21 protein-coding genes are annotated in these 19,862 nt (G+C 64.5%); 6 read left to right on the top strand and 15 right to left on the bottom strand.

From position 1 onward, the window contains the following. Window positions 1-134 precede the first annotated feature (134 nt). Window positions 135-1,661, top strand: a complete 1,527-nt coding sequence (locus tag P4L93_09965) for a 4Fe-4S binding protein (protein MDR3687268.1) — start codon at window positions 135-137, stop codon at window positions 1,659-1,661. A 66-nt stretch (window positions 1,662-1,727) separates the two neighbouring features. Here the strand turns inward: P4L93_09965 and P4L93_09960 are convergent, their stop codons facing one another. From P4L93_09960 to P4L93_09950, 3 genes are read right to left on the bottom strand one after another with little or no spacing between them, the layout of a single operon-like run. Next, window positions 1,728-2,651 carry a glycoside hydrolase family 16 protein gene (locus P4L93_09960; GenBank protein ID MDR3687267.1) on the bottom strand — a complete coding sequence of 308 codons (924 nt, stop codon included), beginning with the start codon at window positions 2,649-2,651 and terminating at the stop codon, window positions 1,728-1,730. Window positions 2,652-2,695: 44 nt separating this feature from the next. Then, window positions 2,696-2,929: a VF530 family protein gene (locus tag P4L93_09955; protein ID MDR3687266.1), complete on the bottom strand. Its 234-nt coding sequence runs from the start codon at window positions 2,927-2,929 to the stop codon at window positions 2,696-2,698. Between the two features lie 30 nt (window positions 2,930-2,959). Next, a complete protein-coding gene (locus P4L93_09950) occupies window positions 2,960-3,277 on the bottom strand; it encodes a hypothetical protein (GenBank protein ID MDR3687265.1) in 318 nt (105 codons plus the stop codon). Between the two features lie 206 nt (window positions 3,278-3,483). Here P4L93_09950 and P4L93_09945 point away from each other — a divergent pair, with 206 nt between their 5' ends. Together P4L93_09945 and P4L93_09940 are read left to right on the top strand one after the other, a co-directional pair. Then, entirely contained in the window at window positions 3,484-4,032 is a 549-nt protein-coding gene (locus tag P4L93_09945) for a hypothetical protein (GenBank protein MDR3687264.1), read from the top strand. After that, the gene (locus tag P4L93_09940) at window positions 4,029-4,502 is read left to right on the top strand and encodes a hypothetical protein (protein MDR3687263.1); all 474 of its coding nucleotides are present in this window, start codon (window positions 4,029-4,031) and stop codon (window positions 4,500-4,502) included. Before P4L93_09945 ends, P4L93_09940 begins: the two co-directional genes overlap by 4 nt. A gap of 18 nt (window positions 4,503-4,520) precedes the next feature. Here P4L93_09940 and P4L93_09935 read toward each other — a convergent pair whose 3' ends face one another. From P4L93_09935 to P4L93_09895, 9 genes are all read right to left on the bottom strand, one after another. Beyond that, window positions 4,521-5,852 (bottom strand): carboxypeptidase regulatory-like domain-containing protein, encoded by a 1,332-nt coding sequence (locus tag P4L93_09935; GenBank protein ID MDR3687262.1) that lies wholly within the window; start codon window positions 5,850-5,852, stop codon window positions 4,521-4,523. Then, the gene (locus P4L93_09930; protein ID MDR3687261.1) at window positions 5,849-6,553 is read right to left on the bottom strand and encodes a hypothetical protein; all 705 of its coding nucleotides are present in this window, start codon (window positions 6,551-6,553) and stop codon (window positions 5,849-5,851) included. Before P4L93_09930 ends, P4L93_09935 begins: the two co-directional genes overlap by 4 nt. 120 nt (window positions 6,554-6,673) lie before the next feature. After that, window positions 6,674-7,864, bottom strand: coding sequence for a carboxypeptidase-like regulatory domain-containing protein (locus P4L93_09925; protein MDR3687260.1), 1,191 nt, complete (start codon window positions 7,862-7,864; stop codon window positions 6,674-6,676). 91 nt (window positions 7,865-7,955) lie between these two features. Next, window positions 7,956-9,299, bottom strand: coding sequence for an adenylosuccinate lyase (gene purB / locus P4L93_09920; GenBank protein MDR3687259.1), 1,344 nt, complete (start codon window positions 9,297-9,299; stop codon window positions 7,956-7,958). Between the two features lie 59 nt (window positions 9,300-9,358). Continuing rightward, a complete protein-coding gene (locus tag P4L93_09915) occupies window positions 9,359-12,274 on the bottom strand; it encodes a DEAD/DEAH box helicase (GenBank protein ID MDR3687258.1) in 2,916 nt (971 codons plus the stop codon). A gap of 41 nt (window positions 12,275-12,315) precedes the next feature. Further along, on the bottom strand, window positions 12,316-13,107 hold the full coding sequence (locus P4L93_09910) for an SAVED domain-containing protein (GenBank protein ID MDR3687257.1): 792 nt from the start codon (window positions 13,105-13,107) through the stop codon (window positions 12,316-12,318). 223 nt (window positions 13,108-13,330) lie between these two features. After that, window positions 13,331-13,804 (bottom strand): hypothetical protein, encoded by a 474-nt coding sequence (locus P4L93_09905; protein MDR3687256.1) that lies wholly within the window; start codon window positions 13,802-13,804, stop codon window positions 13,331-13,333. 4 nt (window positions 13,805-13,808) lie between these two features. Further along, on the bottom strand, window positions 13,809-14,252 hold the full coding sequence (locus P4L93_09900; GenBank protein MDR3687255.1) for a response regulator: 444 nt from the start codon (window positions 14,250-14,252) through the stop codon (window positions 13,809-13,811). 2 nt (window positions 14,253-14,254) lie between these two features. Then, a complete protein-coding gene (locus tag P4L93_09895) occupies window positions 14,255-15,598 on the bottom strand; it encodes a PocR ligand-binding domain-containing protein (protein ID MDR3687254.1) in 1,344 nt (447 codons plus the stop codon). Window positions 15,599-15,782: 184 nt separating this feature from the next. Between P4L93_09895 and P4L93_09890 the strand changes: the two genes are divergently transcribed. Genes P4L93_09890 through P4L93_09880 form a run of 3 tightly spaced genes read left to right on the top strand, consistent with a single transcriptional unit; the run spans window position 15,783 to window position 17,140 of the window. Beyond that, the gene (locus P4L93_09890; GenBank protein ID MDR3687253.1) at window positions 15,783-16,121 is read left to right on the top strand and encodes a winged helix-turn-helix domain-containing protein; all 339 of its coding nucleotides are present in this window, start codon (window positions 15,783-15,785) and stop codon (window positions 16,119-16,121) included. Continuing rightward, the gene (locus tag P4L93_09885; GenBank protein ID MDR3687252.1) at window positions 16,118-16,384 is read left to right on the top strand and encodes a hypothetical protein; all 267 of its coding nucleotides are present in this window, start codon (window positions 16,118-16,120) and stop codon (window positions 16,382-16,384) included. The genes P4L93_09890 and P4L93_09885 overlap by 4 nt, the downstream gene beginning before the upstream one ends. 30 nt (window positions 16,385-16,414) lie before the next feature. Continuing rightward, window positions 16,415-17,140, top strand: coding sequence for a DUF4386 domain-containing protein (locus tag P4L93_09880; protein ID MDR3687251.1), 726 nt, complete (start codon window positions 16,415-16,417; stop codon window positions 17,138-17,140). 13 nt (window positions 17,141-17,153) lie between these two features. Here P4L93_09880 and P4L93_09875 read toward each other — a convergent pair whose 3' ends face one another. The 3 genes from P4L93_09875 to P4L93_09865 form a co-directional block, all read right to left on the bottom strand. Then, window positions 17,154-17,327, bottom strand: a complete 174-nt coding sequence (locus P4L93_09875; GenBank protein MDR3687250.1) for a type II toxin-antitoxin system RelE/ParE family toxin — start codon at window positions 17,325-17,327, stop codon at window positions 17,154-17,156. 46 nt (window positions 17,328-17,373) lie between these two features. Further along, complete coding sequence (locus P4L93_09870; protein ID MDR3687249.1) at window positions 17,374-18,891, bottom strand: hypothetical protein; 1,518 nt, start codon at window positions 18,889-18,891, stop codon at window positions 17,374-17,376. A gap of 88 nt (window positions 18,892-18,979) precedes the next feature. After that, window positions 18,980-19,862, bottom strand: an 883-nt coding sequence (locus P4L93_09865; protein ID MDR3687248.1) for a hypothetical protein, incomplete at its 5' end; no start/stop codon positions are given.

Here is a 19,862-nt window from a genome sequence, read left to right as displayed (position 1 = left end):
AGCGCTGGGACGAGAGTGCGGACACCTTCGGCTCGAATACCGTGTGTGGTATTTTGAGCCGTCGGCAGGAGGCGAACGGGCGCACCTTCTCGGTACCGGCAAACCGACAGCAGCCCGATTTGGCTTGGATGACCATGTCTTGGTCGCGCCTTCGGCGCATCGTGCAGATTGTCCTCCTCGTAGCCTTCGTCGGCCTCACCATCGGCGGACTGGGGCTGGGTAGCTCGTGGGCGTTCTCGAGCCTCTTTTCGCGCCTCGACCCACTGGTTGGCCTCTCGGCTGCGCTCGCCTCGCGCGCTTTCATCGCGTTTTGGGCCGCTGCGCTGCTCACCGTCGTGCTGTCGATCGCGCTCGGCAGAGTCTGGTGCGGATGGATCTGTCCGCTCGGCACCCTGATCGAGCTCGCCCCTCTTCCAGCGCTGCTGCGCAGCAAGATCTCTCCTCGCTGGCGGCTGGGCAAGTACGTGACGCTCGCCGTGGTTCTGGGCGCCGCAATCGTCGGTAACCTGGGGCCCATGATTCTCGACCCGGTCACCATCATCGCCCGCCCCCTACAGGAGCTGGCGCGGCCCTTCGTGGGCAACGACGCTGTGGGTCTGGGTATCGGCGCCACGCTGGGCCGGGGCGCCGTACACACCGTCGCGTTTCTCTCGCTCATCCCACTCGTTTTGGTCATCGCCCTGAGCCTCGCCGAGCACCGTGCATGGTGCCGCGACGTGTGTCCGCTCGGTGGGTTGCTCGGCGTGCTGTCGAAACTGCCGGGGGTGCGCCGGGTCGTCGATGCCGAGACGTGCACCGGGTGCGCCCGTTGCGCCAAGGCGTGCCCGACCGATGCAATCGCGCGCAAGGGCGGCTTCGAATCGAGTTCGGCTGAGTGCATCGTTTGCCTACGCTGCCTCGATGCCTGCCCTGCCGGCGCCAACGCGTTTGGCGCTGCACCGCCCAAGCTGCTCGCGCCAGCCTACCAGCCAGCCCGACGCGATGCCTTGATCGCCGTGGGCGCCACGGGGCTCGGGGTGGTGGCGGTGGTCCTGCCGATTGAGCGAGCGGACGCCGACATCCTTCGGCCGCCGTCGACAACCCCGGCCAGACTCGCCGAGCTGTGCGTGCGCTGCGGCGCCTGCTACAGCGCGTGCCCGACCGGGAGCCTGCGCCCCAGCGTATCGTTTGCCACAGAGGCCGGCCCTTGGACACCGATGCTCGACGAGCGCCCGGCGCATTGCACCATGAACTGCAACCGTTGCGCTGTGCCCTGCCCCACCGATGCCATCCACACCCCGACGCAGTCCGAGCGAATCGCGCTTGGCCTGGGCGTGCGCGCCGAGATCGACAAGACGCGTTGCCGCGCGTGGGCCAACAACCACGCCTGCATGCAGTGCCAGAGCACGTGCCCGATCTCGGGAGCTCTCGTGGGCGTCGAGCGACCTGCGAATCTGCCGAGCCGCCGCGGCGGTCCTCCGGTGGAAGTGCCGGTGGTCAACACTGAACTGTGCGTGGGATGCAACCAGTGCGCGCCGAGCTGCGCCATGACGCCTGCCGCGATCGGCTCGCCTCTGCCGAAGTACGATCCAGGCACAATCAGGCCGCAGATGCCGCCGCCAGGCGTCACCGGGATGCCGGGAAGTTCAGGGTCGAGCAAGCGGACGCCCACCACGGAATAGGCCCTACCCAGCGCGAGCCGGCCCCGACCTCACGAGTAGCGCGGGGAAGCCACAATCCAAGAGCCCCTAGTTAGATGCCGCCTCCCAGGCCCGCGCGCCCCTGACGTAGCGCGGCGACCGCAGGCCCGGATAGAACAGCACCGTTTGCGCGGACTCGATGCTCGGCTCAGCAAGCATCTGCCCGTAGCGCGACGACAGCGCTGCGGCCTGCGCGGTCGCAGCGTAGTTCGCCAAGGCAGACGCGACTTGTGCCGCATCGTGCGGCATCTGGTTCCACACGCGAACGTAGTCGATGTCGAAGTACTGCGGGAAGTGGGTGGAGGCGTCCGGCGCACCCGCCCACTTCCCGCCGATCGCCGTGTCCAAGCAGATCCAAAGCGGGTCGTGCGGGACTGGATGCGCGTACTCCGCGCGCAGTTGGCCGTCGACGTACCAGCGGACGTACGTGGGCTGCCAGTCGACCCCGAACGTGTGGTACCCCTCGGAGAGATCGGGCCCGTCTACCGCGCGCTGGAAGACCACCTGATTGTGCTGGTGCAGCGTCATGTACTCCCGGGAAGGTACGTCGCCGAGCATCTCCATGGCGTCGATCTCGAGGCTGTCGCCGTTGGTCAACCAGAACGCCGGGAAGATGCCGCGCCCCTTGGGCAGCGTGGCTCGAATCTCGAAGTAGCCGTAGGAGAACCGGTCACGAGCAAGACTCGTGACGATTCCCGATGTGTAGGGTGCGCCGCTCGAGTCCTTGCGCGACGCCAAGCGAAGCTCGCCACCAGCCACGGCGACGTTGTCCGGGCGATAGCTCTCCAGCTCGCCAGTCGAGTAGGTGGTGTTCCATGGCGTGAGCTGCACCCAAGTCGCCGGGTCCAAGCCGTGCTCGAACTCATCGGCAAACACGAGGTGTGGGGCGGGCGCCGCGAGGGCAGCAGAAGTGGTCCCGAGGAGAAGGACGACGATTAGAGCACTCGCACCGATGGCCCAGTGAACTCGCATGCTCGTATTGTGCGCCACGGGTCATGAGTCTCGCGAGGATGGGGCTACTCGTCGCGGGTCCAGAACTTGGAGTTGACGTAGAGGTCCTCGACTTCCTTGCGCGCCCAGGGCGTCTTGCGCAGGAACTTCAGCGAGGAGTTGATGCTCGGGTCGCTCTTGAAGCAGTTGATGTTGACTCGCTTGGCCAGCCCGTCCCACCCGTACTTGTGCACGAGCTTACGCAGGATGGTCTCGAGCGTGACTCCGTGCAGGGGGTCGTTGGATGGTGCATCGGTCATGTCGGCATCCTCATTCGATGGGTGTCGCCACTACCTTACCGCGCCTGCGGACGAAAAATGCGCGGCCGCAGGCAGCGACCGCCACGCGAGATCGATTGGGACGACCAGGTTGTCCTGTGCGCCATCGAGCCGAGCGACCACGGCCGCTGCCCACGAGCCGCGCTCTCCGTCGTCGAGGATGAATCGCGTATCGGGGAATCTCGCCGCCAGCAGCTCGGTCCAGTCTCTGGGAGTCGTGCGGTCCGAGACGAGAACCACGTCGACGACTCCATTGCGACTCATCAGAACTAGCACGCGTCCGGTCCGGCTGGTCGACACGGCATATCGCAGGATCGTGGGTGCTTGCATGAGACACCTCCGTGGAAGACCGGCTGCCTCACAGTCTGGCGCTGCGTCGTGAGCGGGCGATGAGAGCAATGTGACGTCGGGATGAACTTAACGTGAGGCGACTCCAACACTGGTGGCCGACTGATGTGGGTCACGGCGGCCGTTGCGGTTCGGCCGCGCAGCGCCCGCCTCGCGCGTATGGCCGCCGCCGTCAGGGAAGGTAGCCTGTGGGGCGCCGCGATGCGGCGCGAGGCATGGAGGGTGCGGCAGTGACGCAGTTCCTCATCGGCATCTCTGGTGCGATCGTCGGCGTGATCGGCTGGCTGCTGGTCGGCCTCTTCATCCAGAAGAAGGCGCACGACCGCCAGGGCCGTGACGCCGGTCGCGCCGTCTACTTCGAGCTCGCGGCCAACCGACTGTGCATCTTCATCGCTCACGAGTACGGGGTGTTCGGCGAGGTGAGCTCGTCGGCGTACGAGCGGCTGCTGCCCGAGCTCTCGACCTGGCTGCCGGCGCCCGAGCTTCAGGCGCTGGTGATCGCCTACCTCGGCCACGGAGGGTACAAGCAGGCTGCCGAGGAGACTGAGGTGCCCGAGCCGGTTCGCAAGACGGCGCTCGCGGCGCTGCTCGAGGCCCACGACGTCGCGGTCGGGCTGCTCAAGCGCCGGGTGTTCTCGGCGCACGAGATGGCGTCGCTGAACAAGTACGTGAGCGAGGAGTACGCGAATATGCTTCAGGCGGCCGACGCGCCGCCGCTCAAGGGAGGCAAGCGATGACGGACTCGGCGGGGCACGAACCCAGCGCCAAGGAACTCATGACCCGGTGGCTCAAGATGATCCAGACCGGCAACTTCAGCGATGCCGCCGAGGTCTTGGACGAGAACGTCGTCGCCGAGTGGCCGCAGTCCCGCGAGCGAGTCCGCGGACTGAAGAACATGATCGCGATCATGACGAACTACCCGGGTGGTTCGCTCGGCACGCACATGGAGAGCGCGCGCATCACGGAGAACTCCGAGGAGCACTACCTGATGACGCCGATGTTCACGATGGTCAAGACCGAGGGCTCCGGCAACAAAGCAAACGGCGCCGTGCTCACGCGCTACCCCGACGGCAGCGACTGGTACATCGTCATGACCGCCGAGACGCGCGGCGGCAAGATCGTGCGCAACGACGCCTACTTCGCACCGGTCTACGACGCGCCGAAGTGGCGTGCGAAGTGGGTCGAGCGCATGGAGGACGACGAGTAAGGCGCCGCGGCGTCTACGTCATCGAACCTTGATCGGTGCGTAGACGGTCGACGTCGCGAAACGGTACGCGTCTCCCGGCAGCGACACCTTCCAGCGAAAGTCGCCCTTGGGGAAGGCAAGTCGCTTGTAGAAGAACGTCGCCTGACCCACCGATGTCGTCGGCCAGTACGTCTTGTAGGTGCGCCACTTGCCGCGGACGTGCCACTGGACCGTGACGAGCGGCCGCACGCCGGCCGGAAGCACCGGTGTGACGCTGCCTTGGATGAAGGTCTTCTTGTTCGCCTTGAGGCGTGTTGGCGCGGTCGCGATCAGGTGCCACGGCGACGTGATCGTCACCGCTCCGGACGCCTTGGGCTGGTTGTAGCCGACGCCCTGGTAGTAGAAGCGGTAGAAGCTCCACAACCCTGCGATTCCGGTAGTCTCGTACTGGCCGGTGAGGGTCGCCGCCGCGCTGGCAGCTGGCCCATCGTGCCAGTTCACGCCGTCCGAGGACATCTGCACGATCACGTTCGCGCCGGTCATGGGCGCCTCGTTCTGGTCGAACAGCCGCGCGCGGATGCGCACGGGCGCGCCCACGGGGGCGACAAGGCTTGCGGTGCTCGTACCATCGAGCGTCGCACCCTCCCAGCGAGTCGGCCACATCCGAGGCGCGATGCGCACGCTCGGCGAGGTGGTCGCAACCGAGTCGGACGCCTCGCCGATTGCGAAGCGGATGTAGCGAACGTCGGTGGTGGTGGGCGTGAATCCGTAGTGGTAGGTGCCGTCGCCGTAGTCGTCTGCGGGACCGATCGTCGTCCAAGTGATGCGGTTGGACGACGTCTGCACCACCACGCGTTGGCCTGCGTTCGTGTCTCCCCAGAGCACGTCGGTGGCGGTCGTGTCGATCGTCACTGCATCGCCGAGAAGAGGCACGTCGGAGCTGTCGGCACTCACCGTGGCCGTCGAGAGCCGCGACTGGATCTTGACGTGGACGCCCGAGAGATCGGCGTTGGCCAGAAAGACATCCGAGCCCGAGACGTCGATGGGGTCGGCCATGTCGAAGGTTTCCTCAGCGTCGAACCACATGGGCCAGTAGGCGCCGTTGGGGTCTGAGAAGTACAAATAGTACGTCGAGTCCGCGACGCTGGAGAACTGGTAGCGGCCGTCGGGCCCGGTTGTGGTGGACGACACCACCGAGTCAGCGTTGGCCGCCTCTACGAGCGTGACTTGGATGCCGGACAGCGGCGTGCTGAAGTAGCCGTCGCGCACGAGCCCGCGGATGGTCGCGGCATACGCGCCGGTCGCGCCCGCAAGCACGAACGCGGCGACGAGCGCAGTGAGTAGAAGCGCTTTGAGCGAGGTCTTCTTCATCGGACGACCACCTTCTTGAAGATCAGCTGTTGCGAATCGCCCCACGCGTTCGCCCAACCGCCCACCACCCCACCGTACTTGGAGCCGGACGCCACGTGCGGGTAGATGCGCCACGTGCCTCTGGGCAGCTTGATGGAGGCCCGGTAGACGCTGAATGCGCCCGAGTCATAGACCATCGCCGTGAAGAACTTGGTCTTCGAGCTACCCGAGCGCACGCAGCGCAGCGTCACGGTCTTGTAGCCCGCGGCGATATGCGGCTTGATCGAGCCGGACACCGTAAACGCGCGGCTCGCCGAGACGGTCGCCTTTGCCGTGATGGCGCCGAGCCATGCGTTGGGGCCGACGAAGGTCGGCTCGCAGACGCCGGTCGTGCCGTTGCTGGCCATCACAAAGCTATAGAAGCGAAGCGCAGTTACGCTGGGGATCTGCGCCGTATACTTGACGGCCGGATGGCCGCCCGGGGCCGTGATCACGGAGCGGACGATGGGCAGGTTGGCCCTGGTGAAATTCACTCCATCAGGCGACGTGAGCACGTAGACCGTGGGAGTGTCCGTGGTGCTGATCTGGGTCGAGTAGGCGCTCGCCGTACTGGAATGGCCGTAGTTCTCGTACCAGTTGACGATGAAGTGAGGCCCGGCACCGTAGTCGGTCCACAGGTTGTAGACGCCAGCGCACGGCACGAACAACTCAGATGAGGTCACCGCGGGCTCCGCGCGCGTGCCAACCGTCACGAACCGGTAGCTCAGCGAGCGCGCCGGCGTGAGATCGGCGCGGTAGACGCCGCCGCCCATATATCTGTAAACGAACCCGGCGTCCCACAATCAGCCGTTCCACGGGCTCGCCTGCACGCGAACCACTCGGCCGGCCGCTGGAGCGCCGTCGCCCGTGACCAGCTTGGCCGTGATGGCCGTGGCATCACCGGGCCCCGGGTTCGTGGGCTGTCCGGGAACCACCGAGAGGTCAGTCGACCAGTAGGTCGGACCGCGCCTGATGACCAAGCACGGGTCGGACTCCACGTAGGCCCGATAGTCGGCGGCGGGTACCGCGAACTTGTAGTAGATCTTGCCAACTGACGTGATAGCGATCGACGTGCGGTAGCGGCCCACGGATGGGCTTGTCACCGGATTCGCTTGCGGTGTCCACGCGGCGCCGTCCGGCGAGGCGTAGAGCTGCACCGGCATCCCACTGCGCAGTGCGCCGCCAAGGTTGGCGTCGGTGCATGTGGTCTCGAGCGTGATGGTGCCGCCGACCGCCGGGGACAGCGTGCTATCCGACGACGCGGCCGTGGGTGTGAGGGTCAGCGCGCTCACGTGGCGCGAGAGAAAGCCGTCGCAGAAGTAACTGCCCGGGCCGTCGATCTCGAACGGAGTGGCGTCAGCCTGAACATCAGCGAAGAACGCGTACTGGGTGTCCCAAGTGAGCGTGGGGTCGTCGAAGCGCACGATGTAGCTGCCCGCCGGCAGGTTGGGCAGGCTGAACACGCCATCGTCAGCGGTGGTGGTCTGGTGCACGACAGGATTCGTCACGCCGACAAGCCATGCGGTCACGCGAATCTTGTCGATCGGATAGCCGCTGTTGGAGTCGCCAGCCCAGCCGCCCAGCGTGCCGCCCTTGACGAACGGCAGCGTCATGTTGGTGTCGTCGGGCGTGTCGCTGGGGATGACATCCGTTGCGCTCTGAACCGACGTCCCGCCGAACCACGCCGGCTTGTGCCCGGCGGTGGGGTCGTAGGCACGAACGCGCACGGGCGACGTATCGGTGGTGTCGTAGCTCCACGCGCCGTCGGCATCGCAGGTGGCCAGGTCTTCGACTCCCCACGTGCCAGCGTCCTGGCGCCAGATCTCAACCTCGGCATACGGAATGCCCTGACCCTCAGACGAAGAGAATACGTTGCCCTGGACGGTGGCCGCGTAAGCCGAGGCGCTCGCAAACCCGCCGAGCAACACGATCATGGCCAAGAGTGTGGCGATACAGGCGGTGCGCAGCGTTCGCGCGCTCGTCGGAGCTTTCACTGGCTCTCCTTAAGAGTTGTTCACAGAACGCCCACGGCGCATATAGTACTACGCAGCGCTCTCAGAATGCATGGGGAGGGGCAGGGCGGTGCTAGAACTCCAGCGCCTCGACCCGCTCGAACAGCACGCCCACTCGGCTCAGGAACGCCCAGGGGTCGAAGACCTCGTCGAGCTGCGCGCTCGTGAGCGTGCAGTCGGAGTCGGCTTCAAGCAGCTGCCGGTAGGTCGGTCCCTTGCGGGCCTGCTGGATGTCGTCCCAGACCACCATCGCGTTGGCCTGCACGATCGCGTAGGCATCCTCGCGGGTGATGCCGCCATCGACCAGGTAGAGCAGCACGCGGCTGGAGTAGATCAGGCCACGCGTCTCCTCGAGGTTGGCCTTCATCTTCTCGGGATAGAGGACCAGTCCGTCGAGGATCCACTCGAGCTTGCCGAGGATGTAGTCGAGCGCGATCGTCGAGTCGGCGAGCACGACTCGCTCGGCCGAGCTGTGGCTGATGTCGCGCTCGTGCCAGAGTGCGACGTTGTCGAAGCCCACCTGCGCGTTGGCCTTGATGACGCGCGCCAGGCCGCACACGCGTTCGGCGGTGATGGGGTTGCGCTTGTGCGGCATCGCCGAGGACCCCTTCTGGCCCTTGGCGAACGGCTCCTCGGCTTCGAGGGTGTCGCTCTTCTGCAGTGCGCGGACCTCGGTTGCGATCTCCTCGGCCTCGGCGGCGACGACAGCCATGGCTGCGAGGCACTGCGCGTGGCGGTCGCGCGGGATGACCTGCGTCGAGAGCGGCTCGGGGGTCAGGCCGAGCTTCTTGCAGACGTACTCCTCGACGGCCGGGTCGATGTTGCTGTAGCTACCAACGGCGCCGCTGATGGCGCCGACGGCGATCTGGCCGCGGGCGACGAGCAGCCGGGTCTCGGCGCGCTTCATCGAGAACGCCCAGCGGCCGAACTTCATGCCCATCGTCATCGGCTCGGCGTGGATGCCGTGCGTGCGGCCGACGCAGAGCATGTCGCGCGTCTCCAGCGAGCGGCGCTTGCAGATCGCGCCGAGGCGGCGGACGTCGGCGATCAGGATGTCGAACGCCTGCGTCATCTGGAAGCAGAGCGCCGTGTCGCCGAGGTCGCTCGAGGTCATGCCGTAGTGCACCCAGCGGCTGGGCTTGGGAGCGTCCTCGGGCAGGCCGGCGTCGATGTGCTCGGCCATGTTGGTGAGGAACGCGATGACGTCGTGGTTGGTGATGCGCTCGATGTCGTCGATGCGCGAGACCTCGAAGGCGGCCGTGTCGCGGATGTGCGCGGCCTCAGCGCGAGTGATGCCCACCTCGCCGAGGTCGGCCTGCGCCTCGCACGCGAGCACCTCGATGTCGCGCCAGATCGCGAACTTGTTCTCGAGCTCCCAGATGCGGGCCATTTCCGGGCGGGAGTAGCGAGGGATCATGGGAGAAGCCTTTCAGTGCGGAGGCGAGGGACAAGGGCATTATCGCAGACTGCTTGTCACTACCATTCGACGCTGTCGCCAATGCGAAGTGTCGCGTAGCGCTTCAGTGCACCGGACAGGGCCCAACCAAAGTAGCTTGGCCAGTTGTCAGTAACGGCGGCGATGATCGCCTCTTGATTGCCAAGGATCCAGTCGGCCAGCTCCCGAAACGTCTGCGGCCCGCGCCCAACGCCAGCGGAGTACTGGCCGAGAACATCTTCTGCAACCCGCCTGTCAGACAGACCCAGCGACATCGCCCAGACAAGAGCGCGGGAGTTCACCCCGTAGAACAACATCGCGGGCAGCGAGCGAATCCAATCAGGTACATGCGCCATTGAACCGTCTGCATCTTCGAGCGATACGAGGGCGCCGCTCAACACCCAAGCAAGACGGTAGCCGACCGTGTTCGTGATGTACTCGACCGCATGGCCGACGTCCTGGCGAAAGAAGCTCTGGTCCAGGTCGTACACCGCCTTATAGCTGCCGGTACTCATCCAGGTCCAAGCAATCGAGGCGACCAGTGGGCGGTTGTCGTCTGTCCACTCGGCTACGTCCGGCAGCGTCTCCAGCAGCTTCGTCAGAGCTGACTCACTCGCCTCCGGTTCGTGTTCCGCCAAGTCGAGAAGGTCGGGTCCCGCGTCGACTATTGAGAGCCCTGAACCGACGGACAAACCCATTCTTACAATCTTCTGCGCGACACCAGAATCGACTCTCGCCACGACCGACAGTTTACGGCTCCTACAAAAGGCCTGAAGCGCCTCGCTCGCCTCGGGTTGATTCGCCGACTCGTGGGCGGCGAATAGGCTCGACACGAACTCGTCGAGTTCGCCTGCGACTCTGGTTTCCCAGTCCTCAGCGCAGTATTCGAGCAGAGCAGAGTCAACGGCCTGTACTGTGTCCAGCCACTCTGGGCTTTGTTCCAACAGCACAGCCAGCGTACTGGCCGATACATCGCCCCCGATCTCAAGGAGGTGTGTCACCAGGCTAAGAACGACGCTGTGGACCGGTTCGATATTCGCCTTGTTGAGCATTCTCGGGAGCCTGCGCTCCGCAGCCGAGGTGAGTGTTAGCACCACGACGTCGCCGACGGTGTCTTCCATGCCGCGCCCAGCCCTGCCCGCAAGATTCCAGAAATCCCTGACTGCAGCCGCGGAAATTGGAAGGGAATGCACAATCACTGCCTTGGCTGGCAAGTTCACGCCTTGGGCCAGGGTGCTTGTGACAATCAACAGCCTCAACTGTCTCTGCCGATACGCGTGCTCGATGGCAAGCCTAAGGGGTTGGGGCAGCCGCCCATGGTGGTATGCGACACCGTGTCGAATAGCAGCGGCAAGCGGCGCTTCCCCACCAAGAATCATCTCGGCATACTCCGCCAGCGCCTCGAGGCTATCCCTGTTCGCATCATCAACCAGGGCCTCGGTACTGATCCTCTTCGCCTTCACAGCGTCAACGAATTTCCTTGACCCCGACTCGGCCCAATCCGGACGGTTCGTATACACGAGCACGGGTCCCCGGTGTGCGAACCTTACACCGGTCGCGACTGCGACCTCCAACGCCTCGCGTGACGGCACGCCGCCCCTTGTCCCAGCGTCCCGATACCCGAAGAACCGCGGTACAAAGAGGCTACTGGGCTTGCCGTTCACCCATCGGTCAAGCCTGGCGTCCCTATCCTTCGACCAGGTCAGGGACCAGACCCGGGTCTGGCTCGGGGACCAACCCGACTTGGCCAGGGCATCGGCACCTCCCGCTAGCCATCCGGCGATGACATCCGCATTCGGAAGAACCGCGGATAGGAATAGCGTGCGCTGCTCGCCACCAACGGCCCGCAGGAGGCCCGCGAGCTGAAACTCGTACCGAGCACCGCGGCTGAGACTGTCGAGTAGGTGGCCCTCGTCCAGTACAACGAGAGAGAATCGTTCCATGGGAAGCGCTCCGCCGCGCGCGACAGCTGCGGCCTTTTCGGGCGTTGCGACCACGAGCCGTGCCGAGCTCGTAAGCAAGACATCAAGCTCGTTCGCCTCGGATCCCCCATAAAGTGAAGCCACAGGAATCCCGAGTGCGGAGAGTCTCGCACCGATTTCCTGTTCGACCTCCCCAACGAGCGCTCGGAAGGGGGCGACGTACAAAGCTTTGGCCGAGGAATCGCTCTTCAGATCGTTCCAGATCGCGAGCTCGGCCACACGGGTCTTGCCCGCGCTCGTCGGCATTTGCAGCACGAGACTCGACTTGCCATCAAGGAGTCCTGCCTCGACAGCGCGTTGCTGGGAGGGCCACAGGTCAATCAGCGGGCGCCCAGCATCGAGTTGAGCGCGGCAGTAGTCAGCCCATGCCTCGTGACCCGCCGACGTGTAGTCGCTGTCCACGAAAGCCCACAAACTCGAACGCTTCAGCGCCTCAAGAACGCTCGCCATCATCACGGAGGCCACATAGCTAGATGGGTCGCCCGACTTGAGGGACTCTCGCTTGGCATCACGGCTGGCCCGCAGGGCGGCTGCGATGTTCTCGGCTCCCCCACCCAAGAGATAATCGCGTAGCGCCACCGTTATGCCGTCGCTCCTGCTGAGCAATTCTGGGTTGCGCGTCAGCAGGTCGTGCAGGAGTAGCACCGGTGGCGCAACGCCTTCCGAATGGGCCGGGCCGGTGACTTGCCGTCCCACGACGCAGGCGTTCGCGCTGTGATCAGCGAGCCAGTACATCGTGCCGGCGGCAAGGGATGCTGTCAGAGGTGAGACTGTGAGTGCCGGGTGAGTCACGAACTCCTCTAGAGTGCGCGCCAGCATGAGTGCAGTGCCCTTGTCTTCGAGGTACGACCCGGCCTGCGCACCCTGAATCGCGGCCGTGAACGCGCTGACGAACAAATCACCTTCTCTGTACGTGAAGCTGACCCCGGCCTCGCTCAACCGGCCGAAGTCAGCTAACAACCCGTGAGCGGTCATTTGGCTAGCTTGCCTGCGGAACAACCGACTGACTTCGGCCATCAGACATCGGCCTGCGCTGCCGCGACGGCGTGGACCGCGTCAATCCAGTCGCGAAGGCACTTAACCCGGACAACCAGCACGACAACCTCCACGCCTGTGTCGTGTCGCCGTGGTAGCTCGTTCAAGAACTCGTCCTTCCAGCGGTCCGAATCGTGAAGCACCACAGCCATACAAGTTGTCTCATACGGGAAGTTCACCGGATCCTCAAACCTCCACAGCCGCTCCGCTCCCGCCGAATCGCCAGACTCCTCGAGCAGCTTCTCTTGGAATAGCAGTGACTCCGCAAGTCGGCTGTGCATGTCCGCAAGAACTCCGTTCACAGCCTCTCGGACTATGGTCTTCTTCACCGAGCCAGATCGGGTCTTTACCTCCGAGACGTAAAGATGGTCGTCCTCCGCGGGCGTCGGACCCTGCATCGACACAGCTATGACATCGGTCCCGGTCAGCGCCTGATTCGCGGTGAGGCGGAGACGAAGCTTCACGCAGGGAACATCCGCACCGTATTGATCTTCGAACAGGGCGTAGACGAATACCTCGCCAAAATTCCCGGTGTAGGTCGCACCAGTGGGGACGAGGTTCAGGAAGACAACTCCCGGGTCTTGTTTGCGTCTCGCCGCGAGTCTGCGAAGAACTCCGGGATCCACGTAGGCGTTGAGCAGGTAGATGGCATGTTCGAGAGATATGTCCTGCCATTGGTCCTCCGACAGGTGCATGATCCGAATCTCGCCATCTTCGAGACGGCCGTCTAGCCGCACCGTCTCCGGCGCGGGCAGTCCCTTGAAGTGCGGCATTGCGCCTCCTTGGAAAGCTGCCTGTACTACTCGGCCACCCGGGCCCTTAGTTGGCCGAAGACGATCGGTCTGGCCCGATTCATTCGCCGCAGGAATGGAGCTGGGTTTCGTTGTCGACTGACATCCCCAGCACGGGTGAGTCCGCCCCCACACCTACTGAGCCGCGGCAACGGTGTCAATATCTTATCCGCGCCAAGTGCGATCCCGGCCTATCGTAGGGCGGCTACTCCTCGCATTGGCGGCGACGAGACATTTCCGAACAAACAACCCACATGAAGTCCTGAAATACGTCCGTACTCGGGGAGTGCTTCGAGGCCTTCTTCACCATCGTTGCAATGGTGTCATCAGACAGCTCCCGTGACACCTTTGGCAGGAGCTGCCGCATCTCCGCCGCGCCCGTGGAGTCTCCCGCGGCCGCCTTCGCGGCGGCGTACGCCAAATGCGACTCCTGGATCGATGTCCTTTCCTCTTCGGTCACGTGGGCGCCTTCAACCACCGAGTTCGCCTTCGAGTACCTAACCCCAGCGATGGTCTTGGTAATCTGGGGGACGGCCAAGCGCCAGAGAGACAACAGCACCGCCTGCAACAGAATTCCCAACACCGTCCCGACCAGCAAGACGGTCAGGAGCGTCAGGTTTAGGCCCATCGCCTGAGCCGCGGCTCCGAGTATTGGCGTCGGCCCGCCCGTGTCGACCAAGGAGCTAGCGCCAATCATCCGGCACCTCCGCCGGCAGCTTCTCAGGTTCCGGGAGTTCCTCCCCAATGGCGTCATACACCGCCTGCATGAGACGCCTTTGCACTACTGGCTTGCTGAGAATCGCGTTCACGCCCAAAGCTTGGACCTTGTCGAGCTCACCCGGAGTCCACACGACGGTGAACACAACGACGGGAATCCGACTGTCTAGATCGCGACGCACGTGTTCCAAAATCGCAATCCCGGGGTGGTCGTATTCCACGTACTCGGGGAGTTTCGAAGGCAACAATAAGTCGAGTAGCACGACGTCGTAGCTCTCTATCGCATCTAGGGCTTCGAACGCTTCCTTTGCCGAGCCCGCTATGCTGATCGCCCACCCGGCGCGCTCCAACGGAGCAACGTAATGCTTCAGCTGCCGGGCATCGTCTTCAATCCAAAGAAGTTGTGGCACTGCTATCCCCCCAGTCTGCCGGCGTTCTCATCCATCGTTAGATTCATCAGGTTCTCTTCAATTTCGCTTCGGCTATAGGGGAGGTAAACGCTCACCTCGACCAGTGACGGACCGCCGTGCGCCAATTTGCGGCATGTTGCCCTGATCCTCCCACCGTGCTGCCGGATGATTTCATCCGAAATCGCAAGCCCGATACCCTGGCCAGACCGGTGCTCGTCTTTCGTGTTCGCGCCCCTGACATGTCGGTCAAAGACCCGCGCGAGCTCCTCCTGGTCAATCCCGATGCCGAAATTCTGGAAAGACACGCGACAGCGATCACTGCGCGTGTCCGCATCGGTCACAACGCGCACATATCGATCGCGGCCTTGGGCCTCGTTACCGCGATACGAGTACTTGATTGCGTTGTGTAGGAGATTTCGAAAGACGAGCGATATGTGGTCGTGCGAGAACGGCACAAGTGTCCGGGCTCTTAGTTCAACTCGCCGTACCTCCACGCCCTCTTGGGATGCGTACCATTCCATCAGCCGACAGGCATCGTCCAACGGGTTGCGAATGTCCTCGGTCACGATCGTCGAGATATGGGGAGCCGACAACCAGAGGAGATTCGTGGCGACCATTCCCAAGTACTCCAGTTGGTCTGGGAGGACCCGCGCGATTTCGTATGCGCTAGCTCTATCGCCAAGTGCTACGAAGCGGCGGAGCTCTTCAGCCGCAGATAATACGGCGGCATTGCAGAGCTGAATCTCGTGCATGGTTAGCTCGGTTCGCCGCGTGAGCTCTGCGGAGCGGCGATCAACTTCCCGACGCTCATAGTAGACTTGGCAGACGCGCTGACACGTATTCGCTAGCTCGCGCCCGAGCCCCTCAAGGCGAGTTTCATCTGCGGTGTCGGTGGCGATATAGGCCGCCCGCAACTTGCCCGCCACAGACGGCCTCAGTTGTTGCGAATCCAAGAACGCCTCGAGCGCGGCTTCCGATTCGTCGGCACCCGACCGCGTGGGCCGTCTCTGACCACACAGCAGCACGCCCTGACGAACGGCGTCAACCACTATCGGCATCGCATAGTTGTTCAGGCCGCAGTGACACATCCCGGGGCCTTGCGGGGCGTCCCCGGCTCCTCTGCGCCGATGATCTTCCTCGCACAGCGCCCATAGACGCGGGTACTTTCGAAGCAGCTTGCACAGTGGTGAGAAGTAGGTCTCCGCACGGTCAGAGAAGACCGCGTCGCCGTCCTTCTCGACAATTCCGATGGCTACATCGTGCGTATCCGAGAAGTTGTCGAGAATCAAGCCGACCAACTCTCGGGTATGGTCCTGCGGCGATTCGAGATCCGACAGCGGTACCAACCGTCTCACCCCCCCCTATCGTCCGCAAGTATACAGACTCCATGGATATGTGGGTTGCTGATCGCCGCATCTCGCCCAGGACACGTTCAAGAAGCGGCCCAATCGAGGCGGACCTTCTCCTTTGAGGCCTATTGACACCCCATCCTGTTACATGTCAGTATTAGCTGACACGTGAAGGAGGAACATGACGGACGACCGGACAGGCGATCAGCTTCTGCAGATGCTCAACGCACTGGCGAGCCCTCATCGGCTACGCATTTTGGCCGCGCTGAGCTCCAAGGAGAGCTACGTCAGCGAGTTGGCCCGAGAGCTGGGCATCGGTCGTCCGCTCCTCCACATGCACCTGCAAACGCTGGAAAAGGCGGGACTCGTCGTGGGACGCCACGAGGTCTCGGAAGACGGCAAAGCGCTTCGCTACTACACGGTTGCGGACTTCGACGAGCACCTGACTCCCGAGCGGATCAGCCAAGCTGCGAAGACCCTCAGCCCAGACGGCGGAGCCGAAGGAAGGGGAAAGCGATGACACTCGGATGGCCCATGGCGTTTCTTGTGGTGATGCTCGCGTTTGCGGCGATCATTGCGTTCAGCGAGCCCTCGCGGCGCAAGCACGAAATCCAGATGGCTGAGATCAAGTCCCGCGACGGCGAGCAGGTCAAAGAGCTCAACGCCGAATACACCAAGCTCGCCACGGAGACGCGCGAGGCGCAGGCCAGCATGCAGGCCGACATCGCGGCGATCCGCTCGTCGGTCGAGTCGATCGAACAGATGATGCGCGACGTCGGGTAGCTCCGGCGCACGCGAAAGGGGGGCTTCGAGATGAAGTCCGACACTCGCACCACCAGGTGGTTGGGCGCGGCGTTCGTGGCGCAGTTCATCACGAGTGTGGCTGCAGCGGTGCTGTCGGCGAAGGTGGTGGCTGCGGGTGCCAGCGGCGCGCTGCCCGCGGCCACGGGCAACCTCACCATGGTTCGTGCGGCTGGCCTGATGGAGTTGTTGACCGGCGCGGGAATCGCTGCGCTCACCGCGCTGCTGTTCGCAGCGCTCGGCGACCTCGATCGCCCTCGCGCGCTCGCCGCAGGAGCATTGTGGCTCGCGGAGGTGGCGATGCTTGCGGCTAGCGGTCTGGGCCTGTACGCGCTCGCGGCGCTGGGGGCCCAGGTCGCCGGCGGCGCGGCCACTCCCTCGCTTGCGGCAGCCGCGACGCTCGCGTTCAGCCTGTACCAAGATGCCTTCACGGCGAGCATGCTCTTCTTCTGCCTTGGCGCGCTGCTCTGGTACTCCCTGCTCTACCAGTCCGAGCTGGTTCCTCACTGGCTGGCCGGCTGGGGCTTCGTGACGGTACTGCCGCTGCTGGTGTCCATACTGCTCACCCTGTGGGATCGGGGTCTGAGCCTGGGCGTCCTTCCCGGACTGCCGTATGCGCCGTTCGAGCTGGTCGTCGGCATATGGCTGATCGTTACCGCCGGCCGCAGCGCTAGCTCGCGGAGCGCGTCGGCGCACGACGGCGCTACGCCGGCGCGTTTGGGAGGTGCGCTGTCCTGACGATGGCTCCCGCTTACAGCCGCCGGTACACATCGCGCCTGTGGCCTACCTCTACCACCCGCACCATGAGGCGCTCGTCCTCGACGGTGTAGATGACGCGGTAGTCACCCTGCCACACGCGGTAGTGCTCCCCGCCCGCGAGCTTCTCGCAACCGCGCGGTGGTGAATCCTCGGCAAGTCGACCGATGCGCTCGAGTCAAGACGTCTGGACATCCGCGTCTGAGCGCGGCTATCTACTTCGCAGAAAATGTCAGTGTCTTGAGGGCCGGCAGGAGGTAGTTCCCAGCAGCCGTCGCCGTGACCGTCGCCTTCCAGCTGCCCTTGTACGCGAGCTTCACACGCGCGCTGAGTTGCCAGCGGCCGCCCGACGCGCTGGCGCCCGTCATGCCCGCGGTCTTGCGCAGCCTCCAGTACTTCACCTTGACCTTGCGCCACTTCCCGCCAACCTTCTTGCGCACGGTCTTGGTCTCCTGATGGTAGAGCTGCAGCATGCCCTTCGACCCAGCCACGCCCGCATCGCTCGGCGTCAGATACGCCGTGAAGGTGGCGTACTTGCCGTGAGTGGGCTTGCTCGGCGAAACCCCAGGCTTGGTGAGCGAAGTTGCGATCGGCGTCGGCACGGGTTGCTCGGCGAGCACGGCCGTGAAGATCTGCTGGTAGCCGCCCACGTAACCCTGCCACACGACGCGATCGCCAGACACCTGTGGGTCGTTCGCCGAGTAGTCGCCACTCAACGTGGTGGGCCTCGAGTCGCCCATGGCCCACGTCATCACGCGGTAGACGGAGCCGTCGAACTCACGCCAGACCACGCGGTCGCCAGAAACCTGCTGGTAGGCGTGGTCGCTGTTGCTCGTGCCTCCAGTGGTCAGGACGCTAGGTGCCAAGTCGCCGAGCTTCAGCGTCGTGACCTGGCCGACGCCGCTTCCGTCCGGCGAGCGCCAGACGATCCGCTCACCCGATATGTGCGGGTCCAGCCAACCGTCATTTGCGAGCGGTCCGACCGCCATCGACGTGTCGTCCGACTTCCACACCCGCACGATCCAGTCACCCACGTTGTCCACCCAAACCACGCGGTCGCCGGACACCTCCGGTGAGTAGGCGGCGTCGTAGATGCCGGCGTGGTTGGTGAGTTGCTTTTGTCCAGCGTCGCCGACAACGCGAGTGAAGATGTTGTTTGAGTGGCCGTCCGTGGAGCAGTCCCAAGCGATCCGATTCCCGGATACGGAAATGGGGTCGTAGATCGGCCAAGTGTTGTTGGACACGACGGTCACGCTGGTCTCATCCAGATCGCGCGAGTACACATGGCTGATCAAGTCCCCGTTCGGCCTGTCTACCCACGCGACGCGAGTGCCAGATATCTTCGGTGCGTTCGGGTCACCTCCGAACGAGTACACAGGCGCGACGCTGGACTCTCCGCTCCCGGCCGTCCACACGCGCTGGCTGTAGCCCGTCGCTGCAAAGTAGCCGGTCCACACCACCCGGTTGCCGTCAACGCTCGGTGCGGTGGCGACCGCGTCGTCGTTGGAGATGGTGTGGGTTGCCTCGGTAGGCGTCCACGTCCAGAGCGGGCCGCCCGGCGTCTGCTCGCGCCAGACGACGCGATCGCCCGAGAGGGCTAGGTTGTCGTGCTCGTAGGGCGCCGATGTGAGCTGCGTGACCTGCCAGGTCTTTTGCGCCAGCGCGCTCTGCGCAAACCCTAAGACCAGCAACGCCGACACAACCGCGAAAATCGCGAACCGAAAGTGACGCATGGCAGCCTCCCCCGAAGACCTCACCCCTTCGGTAACAGAATACCCCGGAGCGGCATCGCGCCGACGGGCTAGAGGGCACGCAGCGGTGCTACCGAGCGACTTGTTCGAGCCGCCTCAGCATCGCGCCCACGACTCGCTCCACACTCCCCGGCGCCGTCTCCACAAAGTATGACGGCTCGAACAGCTCGGCCTCTATCACCATAGGGCCACTCGCGCCTGTAACGATGTCGTAGCGCGCGTACAGCGGGGTCGTGCTCGCGGCGTTGGCGAACCCGCACTCGGCCGCGATGGCCGCGATCGCGCGACTGCACTGCGCCGCCAGCTCGATCTCGGCATCCGTGGGCCATGCCGGCCGGATGTCCTCGCTGTACTCGCCGCCCACGTATCCGCCGTCGTCGGCCAGGATGCGGCCCTTGGTGATGGTGTGCGAGTACTCACCGTCGAAGAACAGCAGGCCTCGCTCGCCATCGGCCGTGATCTCCGGGATCTCCGGCTCGACGAGCACGAGCTTCCCGGCGCCGAGCAGCTCGGCCCCGTAGCCGTCGAGCTTGGGATCGTCTGCCGAGGTGATGTGCGCGCCCCACGAGCCAGCGCCCACGTTCGGCTTGATCACGATGCGACCACCAATCGCCCGGGCGGCGGCGCGCACCTCTGCGAGCGAGGAGGCGACCGTTGTCGGCACAATCGCGACGGCATGCACCTCGAGGTCGAGCAGGTAGCGCTTGTCGAGGTTCCAGCGGATGAGCGCAGGCGGGTTGAGTACGCGAGCGGCGTCCAGCGCGCCGAGCCACTCGAGGAACTCGGCCAGTCGCAGCGAGTAGTCCCACGGGCTGCGCATGACGACGAGGTCGTAGCGGGACCAGTCCACGCTGCGGTCGTGCCAGACGACGGCCTCGACGCTCACGCCCCGGCGGTCGAACTCGGCGAGAAGCGGCTCGAGGTCGAATTCGTGTTCGAGCAGCACCGGGTCG

The organism is Coriobacteriia bacterium, from assembly GCA_031292615.1.
Lineage (GTDB): Bacteria > Actinomycetota > Coriobacteriia > Anaerosomatales > JAAXUF01 > JARLGT01.
The sequence above is the reverse complement of the archived record's forward strand: the minus strand, read 5'-3'. Positions and strand labels throughout refer to the sequence as shown.

Coding starts and splice junctions, on each gene's coding strand:
- P4L93_09965 (MDR3687268.1), top strand. CDS start 135: ATGTCTTGGTCGCGCCTTCGGCGCATCGTGCAGATTGTCCTCCTCGTA.
- P4L93_09960 (MDR3687267.1), bottom strand. CDS start 2,651: ATGCGAGTTCACTGGGCCATCGGTGCGAGTGCTCTAATCGTCGTCCTT.
- P4L93_09955 (MDR3687266.1), bottom strand. CDS start 2,929: ATGACCGATGCACCATCCAACGACCCCCTGCACGGAGTCACGCTCGAG.
- P4L93_09950 (MDR3687265.1), bottom strand. CDS start 3,277: ATGCAAGCACCCACGATCCTGCGATATGCCGTGTCGACCAGCCGGACC.
- P4L93_09940 (MDR3687263.1), top strand. CDS start 4,029: ATGACGGACTCGGCGGGGCACGAACCCAGCGCCAAGGAACTCATGACC.
- P4L93_09935 (MDR3687262.1), bottom strand. CDS start 5,852: ATGAAGAAGACCTCGCTCAAAGCGCTTCTACTCACTGCGCTCGTCGCC.
- purB (MDR3687259.1), bottom strand. CDS start 9,299: ATGATCCCTCGCTACTCCCGCCCGGAAATGGCCCGCATCTGGGAGCTC.
- P4L93_09915 (MDR3687258.1), bottom strand. CDS start 12,274: ATGACCGCTCACGGGTTGTTAGCTGACTTCGGCCGGTTGAGCGAGGCC.
- P4L93_09910 (MDR3687257.1), bottom strand. CDS start 13,107: ATGCCGCACTTCAAGGGACTGCCCGCGCCGGAGACGGTGCGGCTAGAC.
- P4L93_09890 (MDR3687253.1), top strand. CDS start 15,783: ATGACGGACGACCGGACAGGCGATCAGCTTCTGCAGATGCTCAACGCA.
- P4L93_09885 (MDR3687252.1), top strand. CDS start 16,118: ATGACACTCGGATGGCCCATGGCGTTTCTTGTGGTGATGCTCGCGTTT.
- P4L93_09880 (MDR3687251.1), top strand. CDS start 16,415: ATGAAGTCCGACACTCGCACCACCAGGTGGTTGGGCGCGGCGTTCGTG.
- P4L93_09870 (MDR3687249.1), bottom strand. CDS start 18,891: ATGCGTCACTTTCGGTTCGCGATTTTCGCGGTTGTGTCGGCGTTGCTG.